The 12,055-nt window shown below is 63.6% G+C and carries 11 protein-coding genes; 5 read left to right on the top strand and 6 right to left on the bottom strand.

Features of this window, described 5'->3' with window-relative positions:
* Positions 1-128 precede the first annotated feature (128 nt).
* Both HWQ56_RS21005 and HWQ56_RS21000 read right to left on the bottom strand, forming a co-directional pair.
* Complete coding sequence (locus HWQ56_RS21005) at positions 129-602, bottom strand: MarR family winged helix-turn-helix transcriptional regulator (RefSeq protein WP_158156525.1); 474 nt, start codon at positions 600-602, stop codon at positions 129-131.
* 132 nt (positions 603-734) lie between these two features.
* Complete coding sequence (locus HWQ56_RS21000; RefSeq protein WP_176571693.1) at positions 735-1,589, bottom strand: LysR substrate-binding domain-containing protein; 855 nt, start codon at positions 1,587-1,589, stop codon at positions 735-737.
* Between the two features lie 93 nt (positions 1,590-1,682).
* On the opposite strand from HWQ56_RS21000, the gene HWQ56_RS20995 reads away from it, so the two are divergent.
* Both HWQ56_RS20995 and HWQ56_RS20990 read left to right on the top strand, forming a co-directional pair.
* The gene (locus tag HWQ56_RS20995) at positions 1,683-1,919 is read left to right on the top strand and encodes a DUF1127 domain-containing protein (RefSeq protein ID WP_233270889.1); all 237 of its coding nucleotides are present in this window, start codon (positions 1,683-1,685) and stop codon (positions 1,917-1,919) included.
* A 57-nt stretch (positions 1,920-1,976) separates the two neighbouring features.
* Entirely contained in the window at positions 1,977-3,185 is a 1,209-nt protein-coding gene (locus tag HWQ56_RS20990; RefSeq protein WP_176571691.1) for a winged helix-turn-helix domain-containing protein, read from the top strand.
* Positions 3,186-3,260: 75 nt separating this feature from the next.
* Here HWQ56_RS20990 and HWQ56_RS20985 read toward each other — a convergent pair whose 3' ends face one another.
* The gene (locus tag HWQ56_RS20985) at positions 3,261-4,607 is read right to left on the bottom strand and encodes a class II 3-deoxy-7-phosphoheptulonate synthase (RefSeq protein WP_158158935.1); all 1,347 of its coding nucleotides are present in this window, start codon (positions 4,605-4,607) and stop codon (positions 3,261-3,263) included.
* A 178-nt stretch (positions 4,608-4,785) separates the two neighbouring features.
* Between HWQ56_RS20985 and HWQ56_RS20980 the strand changes: the two genes are divergently transcribed.
* Both HWQ56_RS20980 and HWQ56_RS20975 read left to right on the top strand, forming a co-directional pair.
* Positions 4,786-5,487, top strand: coding sequence for a spermidine synthase (locus tag HWQ56_RS20980; RefSeq protein WP_158158937.1), 702 nt, complete (start codon positions 4,786-4,788; stop codon positions 5,485-5,487).
* A 372-nt stretch (positions 5,488-5,859) separates the two neighbouring features.
* The gene (locus HWQ56_RS20975) at positions 5,860-7,524 is read left to right on the top strand and encodes a DEAD/DEAH box helicase (protein ID WP_158158933.1); all 1,665 of its coding nucleotides are present in this window, start codon (positions 5,860-5,862) and stop codon (positions 7,522-7,524) included.
* 543 nt (positions 7,525-8,067) lie between these two features.
* On the opposite strand, the gene HWQ56_RS20970 is transcribed toward HWQ56_RS20975, so the two are convergent.
* The gene (locus HWQ56_RS20970) at positions 8,068-8,835 is read right to left on the bottom strand and encodes a DODA-type extradiol aromatic ring-opening family dioxygenase (RefSeq protein ID WP_158155579.1); all 768 of its coding nucleotides are present in this window, start codon (positions 8,833-8,835) and stop codon (positions 8,068-8,070) included.
* Positions 8,836-8,938: 103 nt separating this feature from the next.
* On the opposite strand from HWQ56_RS20970, the gene HWQ56_RS20965 reads away from it, so the two are divergent.
* Positions 8,939-9,592 carry a thiopurine S-methyltransferase gene (locus tag HWQ56_RS20965; protein WP_158155577.1) on the top strand — a complete coding sequence of 218 codons (654 nt, stop codon included), beginning with the start codon at positions 8,939-8,941 and terminating at the stop codon, positions 9,590-9,592.
* A gap of 71 nt (positions 9,593-9,663) precedes the next feature.
* Here HWQ56_RS20965 and htpX read toward each other — a convergent pair whose 3' ends face one another.
* Both htpX and HWQ56_RS20955 read right to left on the bottom strand, forming a co-directional pair.
* A complete protein-coding gene (htpX, locus tag HWQ56_RS20960; protein WP_158155575.1) occupies positions 9,664-10,551 on the bottom strand; it encodes a protease HtpX in 888 nt (295 codons plus the stop codon).
* 266 nt (positions 10,552-10,817) lie between these two features.
* Positions 10,818-12,029, bottom strand: a complete 1,212-nt coding sequence (locus HWQ56_RS20955; RefSeq protein ID WP_158155573.1) for a pyridoxal phosphate-dependent aminotransferase — start codon at positions 12,027-12,029, stop codon at positions 10,818-10,820.
* Between the last annotated feature and the right edge of the window lie 26 nt (positions 12,030-12,055).

Raw genomic sequence — 12,055 nt, 5'->3', positions numbered from 1 at the left:
TAATAGGTTGAGGGTCACGATGAACGGTCGGTCGGCAGGGTGTATGGTCGGGGTCGGCGCCGGTTAGCCCTTAAGCTTTGAGCGGTTCAACCACTCGCTTGCAAACCGGCGCCTAAAAGGGGGCAGCCTCAAAGGCTGTCGTGCAAGTTGCCGCGCAGCTCCAGCAACTCACCCTGCAACTGGCGCAGCCGTTCCACCGAACCGCCCGTGGCCGCCAGGATGCAGCCCGGAATACTCTTGGCCTTTTCGCGCAGCGCCCGTCCCTGGTCAGTCAGCTCGACAATCACCACCCGTTCGTCCTCGCGGCTACGGGTGCGGCTGAGCAAGCCCTCGGCTTCCAGCCGCTTGAGCAGCGGGGTCAACGATCCTGGGTCGGTCAGCAGCCGCGTGCTGATTTCACCCACTGTGAGGCCGTCCTTTTCCCATAGCACCATCATGGTCAGGTACTGCGGGTAGGTCAGGTCCAGTGCCTGCAGCAACGGCTTGTAGACCTTGGTCATGAGCAGCGAGGTGGAATAGAGGGCAAAGCACAATTGGCTGTCGAGCAGCAGATCGTCGCAATGGCCTTCGGCAGCGCTGGAAGTGGGGCGGTCGGCGTTCATGCTGATCCTTGATTCAATGGTGGCGGCGAATTTAGCGTCAAGGTGTTTAATGCGCCAGCTAATCCGCCTTAGCCTTTCTATGGCGTGTTGAAAGGTTTGAGCGGTGAACATCGCCGAGAGTTCGTTAAATGATCAGCGCTTGAAACCATCGGCGATATGCTCGGCCAGGCATTCGGTCATGTCGCTGCGGCTACCGTCGTTGCGCAGCAAGACGATGCTGGCCATCGGCAGCAGCGGCAGGCCCTCGGCCTCGCCCAGAATGCGCATGTCGGCGGTGATCAGGCTCTGCAACTGGGCGGTGACGGCCAGGCCCGCGCTCACCACTGCCATGATCGCCGCCAGGCTGGGGCTGGTGTAGGCCACCCGGTAGGGTTTTTGCCGAGCGTCCAGGGCATGGCATGCCCAGGCCCGGCAGAAACAGTCGCTGTTGAACATCGCCAACGGCACCGGGTTTTGCTCATGGGGCGTGAAGCCCTGCGCCTGGGCCCAGACGAAACGCTCTTGGCGTAGCAGTTGGCCGATTTCGGTGCCGGGCTCACGGGTGACGATGGTCAGGTCCAGGTCCTGGCGGGCCATCAACTGTTTCGAGCTTTCGCAGTGCACCTCTACCTGCACCAGCGGGTACGCCTGGGCGAACTGCGACAGAATGCCGGGCAGAAACCGCATGGCGTAATCATCCGGGGTGCCGATGCGCACCGTGCCCACCATGTGCGGTTGGCGCAGGGTGGTGAACACCTCGCTGTGCAGTTTCAGGATGCGCCGGGCGTAGCCCAGCAGGATCTGGCCTTCGGCGGTGAGGCGCACCTGGCGCCCGTCGCGCTCGAACAGTTGGCGCTGGAGGATGTCTTCTTCCAGGCGCTTCATCTGCATGCTCACCGCCGACTGGGTGCGGTTCACGCGCTCGCCGGCCCGGGTGAAGCCGCCTTCGTCGGCGATGGCGACGAAGGTGCGCAGTACTTCCGAATCGATGCTTTGGTACTGGGACATTCATCAAACTCCAAGATGGGAGCCATAAGAAACATTCGTTGGATTGATCTTAAGCCCGGCGCGACACTCAGTCATCCCCAACTGGAGGGTCGGATGATGAAAGGTCAAAAAGGGTATGTACTGGTGGTGCGTGTACCGTTCAGCGGCAGCTCTGTCGCGGGCGTGTGGCAGCGCCTGACGGGCAGGGTGCGGCGCTGGCGGCAACTGGCGTGGGAACGGCAGCAACTGGCGGCGATGAGCGATGACATGCTCAAGGATATCGGCATGAGCCGCGCCGATGTTGCCCAGGAAACCGAACGGCGGTTCTGGGACGACCCGCTGAAGAAGTAACCTTGGCAAGCGGCGAAGGGCAGGGCTACTGTAGGGCGAGCCCACAAGGAGTCGTGCATGCCTCAGCCCCTGTCCCTGTCGATTGCCCAGGCCCGGCGCCTGGCCCTGGCCGCCCAGGGTTTCGCCCCGCGCCCACGGCAATCGGTGCTGGCGCCGACCCACTTGCTGCAGACGGTGCAGCGCCTGGGCGTGGTGCAAATCGATTCGGTGAACGCCCTGGTGCGTTCCCATTACCTGCCGCTGTTTTCCCGCCTCGGCGATTACCCCCAGGCCCTGTTCGACGAACTGGCCTGGGGGCGTGGCCGCCAGCGCAAGTTGTTCGAATACTGGGGCCATGAGGCCTCGCTGATGCCCTTGGCGCTGTACCCGGCCATGGCCTGGCGCATGGCAAGGGCGGCGCAGGGCAAGGGCATCTATAAAGAGCTGGCGCGCTTCGGTGTCGAGCAGAAAACCGTGGTGGCGCGGGTGCTGGACACGGTGCGCGAACGAGGCGCGTTGGGGGCGGGCAGCCTGTCCACCCGGCAAGAGCGCGCCGGGCCCTGGTGGGATTGGAGTGCCGAGAAACATGCGCTGGAATGGTTGTTCGCCGCCGGCCTGGTCACCGTGGCCGGCCGCCGTGGCTTCGAGCGCCTTTACGACCTGCCCGAGCGTGTGCTGCCCGGTGCCGTGCTGAAGCGGCCGGCGCTGGAAGTCGGTGAAGCCCATCGGCAGTTGCTGCTGCACGCCGCTACGGCCTTGGGGGTGGCGACCGAACGGGACCTGCGCGATTATTTTCGCCTCGACCCCGGCGATGCGCGGCGGCATCTGGCCGAGCTGGTGGAAGACCGGCAGGTGCAACGCTGCGAGGTGCAAGGATGGCGGCAACCGGCCTATTGCCTGCGCCAGGTGCGTATTCCCCGGCAGGTAGACGCCAGCGCATTGTTGTCACCCTTCGATTCGTTGGTATGGGAGCGGGACCGCACCGAGCGCCTGTTCGATTTTCGCTATCGGCTGGAAATCTATACCCCGGCGCACAAGCGGGTGTACGGCTACTACGTGCTGCCGTTCCTGCACGGTGAGCGCATCGTCGCGCGGGTGGATGTGCGGGCGGCGCGGGCGGCGGGGGAGTTGCGCGTGCTGGCGGTGCACGAGGAAGCCGGGGGGTTGGACGAAGCGGCGCTGCAGGGGTTGGCGGTGCAATTGAAGGCGATGGCGGTGTGGCTGGGGTTGGCGCGTGTGCGGGTTGAGTGCCAGCGCGGTCATGGATTGCAGGGGTTGGTCGATTGAAACGGTGTTGCGCTTTTCCCGGGCTTCGCCCGGTCCCACAGGGACGGGCGAAATCCGGGAGGCCGCGACGCGGCTCTAGCGCCGAACCTGCTTGAGCGTCTCGGCAATCATGAACGCCAGTTCCAGCGACTGGTCGGCGTTCATGCGCGGGTCGCAATGGGTGTGGTACCGGTCTGACAAACCATCTTCGGTAATCGGCCGCGCGCCGCCGATGCACTCGGTCACGTTCTGCCCCGTCATCTCGATATGAATGCCGCCGGCATAGCTGCCTTCGGCCTGGTGCACCTGGAAGAACTGCTTCACTTCACTGAGGATCTGCGCGAAGTCACGGGTCTTGTAGCCGCTGCTGGCCTTGATGGTGTTGCCGTGCATGGGGTCCGAGCTCCACAGCACATGGCGGCCCTCGGCTTGCACGGTGCGGATCAGCGCGGGCAAGTGTTCGCCCACCTTGCCCGCGCCCATGCGGGCGATCAGGTTCAGGCGGCCAGGGTCGTTGTCGGGGTTGAGGGTGTCGATCAGGCGAATCAGGTCCTCGGGTTTCATGCTGGGGCCCACTTTAACGCCGATGGGGTTGTGCACCCCGCGCAGGAACTCCACGTGCGCGCCGTCTAGCTGGCGGGTGCGGTCGCCGATCCACAACATATGAGCCGAGCAATCGTAATAGTCGTTGGTCAGGCTGTCGCGGCGCACGAAGGCTTGTTCATAGTTCAGCAACAATGCTTCGTGGGCGGTGAAAAAGCTGGTCTCGCGCAGCTGCGGCGCACTGTCCAGCCCGCAGGCGCGCATGAAGGCCAGGGTTTCGTCGATGCGGTCGGCCAGTTGGTGGTATTTCTCGGCCAGCGCCGAGTTGGCGATGAAGTCCAGGTTCCATTTGTGCACCTGGTGCAGGTCGGCGAACCCACCCTGGGCGAAGGCACGCAGCAGGTTCAGGGAGGCGGTGGCCTGGTGGTAGGCCTGCTGCAGGCGCTCGGGGTCCGGGGTGCGGCTCTTTTCGTCGAAGCCGATGCCGTTGACGATGTCGCCGCGATAGGCCGGCAGGGTCACGCCGTCGATGGTTTCGTCATTTGCCGAGCGCGGCTTGGCGAACTGCCCGGCCATGCGCCCCACCTTGACCACCGGGCAGCCGGCGGCGAAGGTCATGACAATGGCCATTTGCAGCAGCACCTTGAAGGTGTCGCGAATCTTGGCCGCGGAGAATTCGGCGAAGCTCTCCGCGCAGTCGCCCCCTTGCAGCAGAAAGGCGCGGCCCTGGGTGACTTCAGCGAACTGGCGGCGCAGTTCCCGGGCCTCACCGGCGAACACCAGGGGCGGGTAGCTGGCCAGGGTCTGTTCGACCTGTGCCAGGCGCGCGGCATCGGGATAATGGGGTTGTTGCTGGATCGGCAGGGCGCGCCAGCTCTCGGGGGTCCAGGGTTGGCTCATCACGGGCTCTTCTTGTTCAGGGAGTGGGAACTGCAAGCTCGCAGCTTGCAGCTTTCCCCCCAGATGCGACAATCGGTTTTTTCCAGTTTGATGAGCGCCCGTGGTGCAAGACAACGAACCCGAAGTACCCCGCGAGCGCGTCGAGCGTGTGCTGGCTGAAGTGCATGACCCGTTTGGCATGATCCGCGTGCTGGAAGTGGAGGATTACCGCTTTCTGGAGTTTGGCGATGCCATCGAGCAAAGCTGCGTGTTTACCGCCGACCCCAGCTGGCTGGAGTACGATTACACCCGCGCCATGCTGATCGGCGCCCTGTGCCATGAACAGCCGGAAAGCGCACTGTTCCTGGGCCTGGGTGCCGGCACCCTGACCCAGGCCTGCCTGAAGTTCCTGCCGCTGGAAGATGTGGAGGCCATCGAGCTGCGCCCCGACGTGCCGCGCCTGGCGATGGAGTTCCTGGGGCTGGACGATGACCCGCGGTTGTATATCCGCACCGGCGACGCGCTGGAACTGCTGCCCACGGCAGAGCCGGCGGACCTGATCTTCGTCGACCTGTACACCGACCACGGCCCCGGCGTCGGCCACCTGGCCTGGCGCTTCCTGGAAGACTGCCAGAAGCGCTTGAACCCCGGTGGCTGGCTGGTCATCAACCAGTGGGCCGGTGATGACGGCAAGCCACTGGGCGCGGCCCTGTTGCGCGGGCTGTACCACCGCCACTACTGGGAGCTGCCGGTGACCGAGGGTAATGTCATCCTGATCGTCCCGGCCGACCTGGAGCAGGACCTGGATCTGGAACGCCTGAAAGACCGCGCCGAGGCCCTCATGCCGCGCCTGGGGTATTCGTTGCAGGCGCTGATCGCTCAGTTGCGCCCCGCGTCCTGATCCGCGGCCCGGCAGGGCGCCAACAGGTGAAACGATTAAGTTCGCGTGCCGTCTGCCTCGGGCGGCGGCGCGCGAAGCCTGTGAGCAGCGCGGCTTCGGCGGCCCGATGCTGATAAAAAACTCTCACGTACACGGCGTTTTCAGGTATAGTGCGCGCCGGTCTTTGATCAGGCCGCGTCTAGGTAGCGCAATCCCCCGAAGGCAACTTCGACTGCACGTCCGTTCCGCGGACTCTTCCTGACGATTCTTTTTTTTCATTCAATCGTTTTCGCAAATCCCCGCCGACAAAGCTGCCAGGGTGACTCTCGAGTCTTACAAGGCATGCGCAGCTTTGGAGCATGGGTCTTTGCGGATGCACTTAGAGGCAGACCCATGACCCAGGAAACCGGCGGCTTCGCCGCTCTCGGACTTAACCCGAATATTGTTGCAGCCGTCATCGCGACCGGCTACGAAGAGCCGTCGGCTATTCAGCAGCAATCGATCCCAATCATCCTGGAAGGTCATGACATGATCGGCCAGGCGCAGACAGGTACCGGTAAGACCGCTGCCTTCGCACTGCCGATTCTGAATCGCATCGACCCGAGCAAGCGCGAGCCGCAAGCCCTGATCCTGGCGCCAACCCGTGAGTTGGCGCTGCAAGTAGCCACTGCATTCGAAACCTACTCCAAGCAGATGCCTGGCGTAACCGTAGTGGCCGTGTATGGCGGTGCCCCGATGGGCCCGCAATTGAAAGCTATCCGTAACGGCGCGCAAATCGTCGTGGCTACCCCTGGCCGTCTGTGCGACCACCTGCGTCGCGACGAGAAGGTCCTGGCGACCGTGAACCACCTGGTTCTCGACGAAGCCGACGAAATGCTCAAGCTGGGCTTCATGGATGACCTGGAAGTCATCTTCAAGGCCATGCCTGAAAGCCGTCAGACCGTACTGTTCTCGGCTACCCTGCCGCAGTCCATCCGTGCGATCGCCGAGCGTCACCTGAAAGACCCGAAACACGTCAAGATCCAGAGCAAGACCCAGACCGTCACCGCGATCGAGCAGGCTCACCTGCTGGTTCACGCCGACCAGAAGACTTCTGCTGTCCTGCGCCTGCTGGAAGTGGAAGAGTTCGACGCTTTGATCGCCTTCGTGCGTACCAAGCAAGCGACCCTGGACCTGGCCAGCGCCCTGGAAGCCAAAGGCTACAAGGCTGCCGCCCTGAACGGCGACATTGCCCAGAACCAGCGTGAGCGCGTCATCGACTCGCTGAAGGATGGCCGCCTGGACATCGTCGTCGCGACCGACGTCGCTGCCCGTGGCCTGGACGTACCGCGCATCACTCACGTGTTCAACGTCGACATGCCGTACGACCCGGAATCCTACGTTCACCGTATCGGCCGTACTGGCCGTGCCGGTCGCGAAGGCCGCGCCCTGCTGCTGGTCACCCCGCGTGAGCGCCGCATGCTGCAGGTCATCGAGCGTGTGACCGGTCAGAAGGTTGCCGAAGTTCGCCTGCCGAACGCCCAGGCCGTGCTGGATGCCCGTATCAAGAAGTTGACCAACGGCCTGGCGCCACTGGTCGGTGATGCGGAAGCGACCCATGGCGACCTGCTGGACCGCCTGACGGCCGACATCGGTTGCTCGCCGCGTGCGCTGGCCGCCGCCCTGCTGCGCAAGGCCACCAATGGCCAGGCGCTAACCCTGGAAGCCGTAGAGCGTGAGCAGCCACTGGTTCCGACCAGCGCGCCACGTGAGCGTACCGGTGGTGACCGTCCTGAGCGTGGCGACCGCGAGCGTCGCGCGCCAATGCCTCTGGGCGAAGGCCGTGCCCGCTGCCGTACCGCCCTGGGCGCTCGCGACGGCATCGCCGCGAAGAACCTGCTGGGTGCCATCCTCAATGAAGGCGGCCTGGCCCGCGAAGCCATCGGCCGTATCCAGGTACGCGACAGCTTCAGCCTGGTCGAACTGCCTGAGGAAGGCCTGGAGAAGCTGCTGGCCAAGCTCAAGGACACTCGCGTTGCCGGCAAGCAGCTCAAGCTGCGTCGTTATCGCGAAGACTGATCCTGCCTTGCGGCTGATCTGAAATGAAAAATCCCCGGCCTGGTGCCGGGGATTTTTTTTGGTTCTTCACGGATTGCTGGGAAAGTTGCGGCGCCACTACCGATATGCAATGAGCAAACGGAGCGGACCAGGTGATCTCACAGGCATAACTGGCCCGAAACAGATGTGGGACCAGGCTTGCCTGGGAAGCGCCGCGCGGGCGGCGCTCGGTTTCAAGGGCGCAGGAAAAACCAAGACATGCACCTAGTGGCCTGATTGCGGTTGCAAGACGGGCCAATAGAAGACCCAGCGGAGCTCCTGGCTGGAGATCGCATCAGGGCCGCCAGGCGCCAGACGATGTTGTTGTGTCGCTGTTGAAATCGAGCGCCGTCCGCACGGCGCTTCCCAGGCAAGCCTGGTCCCACATCTGTTTCGGGCCAGTTATGCCTGGGACATCACCTGGTCCGCCTTGTTTGTTCACTACAGATCTTTGAAGGCACCACCAACTTCCCCGGGATTGCGTGAAGAGCCTTTTTTTTGTCCAACGGTAGGGCGTGGTTTACCTCAATCGAACCGATAGATGTCCATTCCCAGGGCCCCGAGTGTCCAGCCAGCATGGGCAAGGCTGAAGCGGTCACCCGCGCCGCGGGCGAAGTACAGCGGCAGCAAATGCTCATCGCTGGGATGGTTGCGCGCCGCGTGAGGCGCCTGCTGGCGGTAGTCGAGCAACGCGGCTTCATCGTCTGCTTCAAGCTTTTCCAGCATCCAGTCGCGGAACGCCTTGGCCCACGGGGTGGCCTGTTCAGGGCTGGCGTGCCAGTCCAGTTCGCGCAGGTTGTGGGTGATGCTGCCCGAGCCGATCAGCAGCACGCCTTCGCCGCGCAACCCGGCCAGGGCCTGCCCCACCAGTAACTGCAATTGTGGCCCCAGGCGGCTGGGCAGCGAGACCTGCACCACGGGAATATCGGCTGCCGGGTACATCAGCGACAGCGGCACCCAGACACCGTGGTCGAAGGGCCGCTTGGGGTCCAGGCGCGCGGGCAGGCGCACCTCAGTCAGGCGCTGGGCGATGCGTGCCGCCAGCGCGGGCTCGCCCGGCGCCGGGTACTGCACGGCGAACAATTCGGGCGGGAAGCCGCCGAAGTCGTGCCAGGTGTCCGGGCGAGGGTTACCGGTAACCAGCAGCTCGTTGCTTTCCCAGTGCGCCGATACCACCACGATGGCCGTGGGCCGCGGCAGTTCGGCGGCCAGCCGGGCCAGCGCCGGGCCGCTGGCGCCGGGCTCCAGGGCAAGCATGGGCGAACCGTGGGAGATGAACAGGCTGGGGAGCATGATGGAAGTCCTGAGCGTTAAGATGAGATTATCTTCGGCCACTGAATGATCTAAATCTAATATAAGTTTTAGGGCCATTTGATCGATTTTTTCAGGAGCAGGCATGCAGGCGGATTTCTGGCAGGCGCGCTGGCAGCAGAACCAGATTGGTTTTCACCAGGCAGCGGTCAACCCCTATCTCCAGGCCCATTGGCCTGGGCTGGGGCTGGCATCGGGTGTGGGGGTGCTGGTGCCCCTGTGTGGCAAGAGCCTGGACCTGGCCTGGCTGGCGGGGCAGGGGATGCGCGTGGTCGGCGTGGAGCTGGCGCAGAAGGCCGTCGAGGCGTTCTTCGCCGAGCAGGGGCTTGAACCCGAGGTTCAGACCCGTGGGGCCTTCAGGTGCTATCAGGCTGGCGATGTACAGCTGTGGTGTGGTGATTTCTTCGCTTTGACGGCTGCCGACGTGGCCAGTTGCACCGCGCTGTACGATCGCGCGGCATTGATCGCCTTGCCGCCGCCCATGCGTGAACGCTACGTGCGGCACCTTGCCAGCATCCTGCCCCAAGCCCGCGCGGGGCTGTTGGTGACGCTGGAATATGACCAGGCGCTGTTGCCCGGGCCGCCGTTCGCTGTGTTGGAGGATGAAGTGCGGGCGCTGTATGGCAGCGATTGGACGGTGCGGCAGGTGGCGTGCAGGGATGTGCTGGCCGAGAGCCCCAAGCAGCGCAATGCAGGCGCGGACTACCTCGATGAGCGGGTCTATCAGCTATCCAGGTAACCCTGGCGGTTGCGGATCACCCCCCTGCAGGACCCGTCGAGACTTGGCAAAGGCCCGCAGGGGGGTAGGCTTCAACCGCGGCGGCGCAGCGCCTCGATGCGGTCTTCCAGGGGCGGGTGGCTCATCAGCAGGCCGGCCAGGCCGTGCTTCAAGCCGCCATTGATGCCGAAGGCCGTGAGGGTGTCAGGCATGTGCACTGGCACACCCTGTTCCGAGCGCAGGCGCTGCAGCGCGCTGATCATGGCCCCGGTACCGGCCAGGCGGGCACCGGCGTCGTCGGCGCGGAATTCGCGTTTGCGCGAGAACCACATGACGATGATGCTGGCCAGGATGCCCAGGACGATCTCGGCGAAAATGGTGGCAATGAAGTAGGCGATGCCCTGGCCCTCTTCATTCTTGAAGATGACCTTGTCGACGAAGTTACCGATGATGCGGGCAAAGAACATCACGAAGGTGTTCACCACGCCCTGCACCAGCGCCAGGGTGACCATGTCGCCGTTGGCCACGTGGCCGATCTCGTGCGCCAGCACCGCTTTCACTTCTTCGGGCGAAAAACGCTCCAGCAAGCCCTGGCTGACCGCGACCAGGGCGTCGTTCTTGTTCCAGCCGGTGGCGAAGGCGTTGGCCTCGTAGGCCGGGAATATGCCGACCTCGGGCATCTTGATGCCCGCTTCGCGGGACAGTTGCTCCACGGTCGCCAGCAGCCATTGCTCGTGGCGGGTACGCGGCTGGCTGATGATCTGCGTGCTGGTGCTCATCTTCGCCATCCATTTGGAAATGAACAGCGAGAACAGCGAGCCGGCGAAGCCGAACACGGCACAGAAGACCAGCAGTTGGTTGAGGTTCAGATCCACGCCGTTGGCCGCCATGAACCCGTTGAAGCCGAAAAGGCTCAGGGTAATGCTGGCAATCAGCACGACCGCAAGGTTGGTGGCAAGAAACAGCAAGATGCGCATCATGGTTGTTACGTACTCCTGACGGAAGAAATTGTCACGTTGTCCGGTATATAAGGGGCGGGGCCCCGCTATTCAACAAGGCGACTATTTCAAACTGTGTCACAACCTGGATTCTAGACAGCGGAGCGCTACCGCCGTGGGGTGGCGTGATCAACGGTTGTGAGGAGATGTGTTACCGGATGCGTAGCAGCCCCGTTCAGGCGGCTGCGTCCGTGAGAGCTGGCAAGCCAGCCCCCACAGGAGGCAGGGGAAGTGTTTCGACGGCTCGGTTACTGGCGATAGTTCTTCAGGAAGCCGCCGATACGCCCGATGGCCTGCTCCAGGTCATCGACCCGCGGCAGGGTGACGACGCGGAAGTGGTCCGGCCATGGCCAGTTGAACGCCGTGCCCTGCACCACCAGCAGCTTTTCCGACAGCAGCAAGTCGAGCACGAACTTCTCGTCGTTGTGAATCGGGCACACCTTGGGGTCGATGCGCGGGAACGCGTAGAGCGCGCCCATGGGCTTGACGCAGCTCACGCCGGGAATGTCGTTGAGCAGTTCCCAGGTACGGTTGCGCTGCTCCAGCAGCCGGCCATTGGGCAGCACCAGGTCATTGATGCTCTGGTAGCCGCCCAGCGCCGTCTGGATCGCATGCTGGCTCGGCACGTTGGCGCACAGGCGCATGTTGGCCAGGATGTCGATGCCTTCGATGTAGCTCTGGGCGTTGTGCTTGGGCCCGGAGATGGCGATCCAGCCGGAGCGGAAACCCGCCACGCGGTACGACTTGGACAGGCCGTTGAAGGTCAGGCACAGCAGGTCCGGCGCCAGGGACGCGGTGCAGATGTGGACGGCGTCGTCGTACAGGATCTTGTCGTAGATCTCGTCGGAGAACACCACCAGGTTGTGCTGGCGAGCGATTTCCAGCATGCCTTGCAGCACTTCCTTCGAATACACCGCGCCGGTGGGGTTGTTCGGGTTGATGATCACCATGGCCTTGGTGTTCGGGGTGATCTTGGCCTTGATGTCATCCAGGTCAGGCCACCAGTTGGCCTGCTCGTCGCACAGGTAGTGCACCGCATGGCCGCCGGCCAGGGCCACCGAGGCGGTCCACAGCGGGTAGTCGGGCGCCGGTACCAGTACTTCGTCGCCGTTGTTGAGCAGGGCCTGCAGGGCCATCACGATCAGCTCGGAAACGCCGTTGCCCAGGTAGATATCCTCGATGCCGATACCTTCCACCTGCTTCTGCTGGTAGTACTGCATCACGGCCTTGCGGGCGCTGAACAGGCCCTTGGAGTCGCTGTACCCTTGCGCGGTGGGCAGGTTGCGGATCACGTCCTGGAGAATTTCCTCCGGCGCCTCGAAGCCAAAGGGGGCCGGGTTGCCGATGTTCAGCTTGAGGATGCGGTGGCCTTCCTCTTCCAGGCGTTTGGCGTGCTTGAGCACTGGCCCGCGAATGTCATAGCAGACGTTGGCGAGCTTGTTCGATTTGCTGACCTGCATGATGGAGTCCCAAGGAAAAAAGTGCC

Origin of the sequence: Pseudomonas eucalypticola (genome assembly GCF_013374995.1) — a bacterium.
In the GTDB taxonomy this organism is placed as follows: domain Bacteria; phylum Pseudomonadota; class Gammaproteobacteria; order Pseudomonadales; family Pseudomonadaceae; genus Aquipseudomonas; species Aquipseudomonas eucalypticola.
Note: the sequence above shows the minus strand (reverse complement) of the source record. Positions and strands in the feature narration are given on the sequence as shown.

Coding starts and splice junctions, on each gene's coding strand:
- HWQ56_RS21005 (WP_158156525.1), bottom strand. CDS start 602: ATGAACGCCGACCGCCCCACTTCCAGCGCTGCCGAAGGCCATTGCGAC.
- HWQ56_RS21000 (WP_176571693.1), bottom strand. CDS start 1,589: ATGTCCCAGTACCAAAGCATCGATTCGGAAGTACTGCGCACCTTCGTC.
- HWQ56_RS20995 (WP_233270889.1), top strand. CDS start 1,683: ATGATGAAAGGTCAAAAAGGGTATGTACTGGTGGTGCGTGTACCGTTC.
- HWQ56_RS20990 (WP_176571691.1), top strand. CDS start 1,977: ATGCCTCAGCCCCTGTCCCTGTCGATTGCCCAGGCCCGGCGCCTGGCC.
- HWQ56_RS20985 (WP_158158935.1), bottom strand. CDS start 4,607: ATGAGCCAACCCTGGACCCCCGAGAGCTGGCGCGCCCTGCCGATCCAG.
- HWQ56_RS20980 (WP_158158937.1), top strand. CDS start 4,786: ATGATCCGCGTGCTGGAAGTGGAGGATTACCGCTTTCTGGAGTTTGGC.
- HWQ56_RS20975 (WP_158158933.1), top strand. CDS start 5,860: ATGACCCAGGAAACCGGCGGCTTCGCCGCTCTCGGACTTAACCCGAAT.
- HWQ56_RS20970 (WP_158155579.1), bottom strand. CDS start 8,835: ATGCTCCCCAGCCTGTTCATCTCCCACGGTTCGCCCATGCTTGCCCTG.
- HWQ56_RS20965 (WP_158155577.1), top strand. CDS start 8,939: ATGCAGGCGGATTTCTGGCAGGCGCGCTGGCAGCAGAACCAGATTGGT.
- htpX (WP_158155575.1), bottom strand. CDS start 10,551: ATGATGCGCATCTTGCTGTTTCTTGCCACCAACCTTGCGGTCGTGCTG.
- HWQ56_RS20955 (WP_158155573.1), bottom strand. CDS start 12,029: ATGCAGGTCAGCAAATCGAACAAGCTCGCCAACGTCTGCTATGACATT.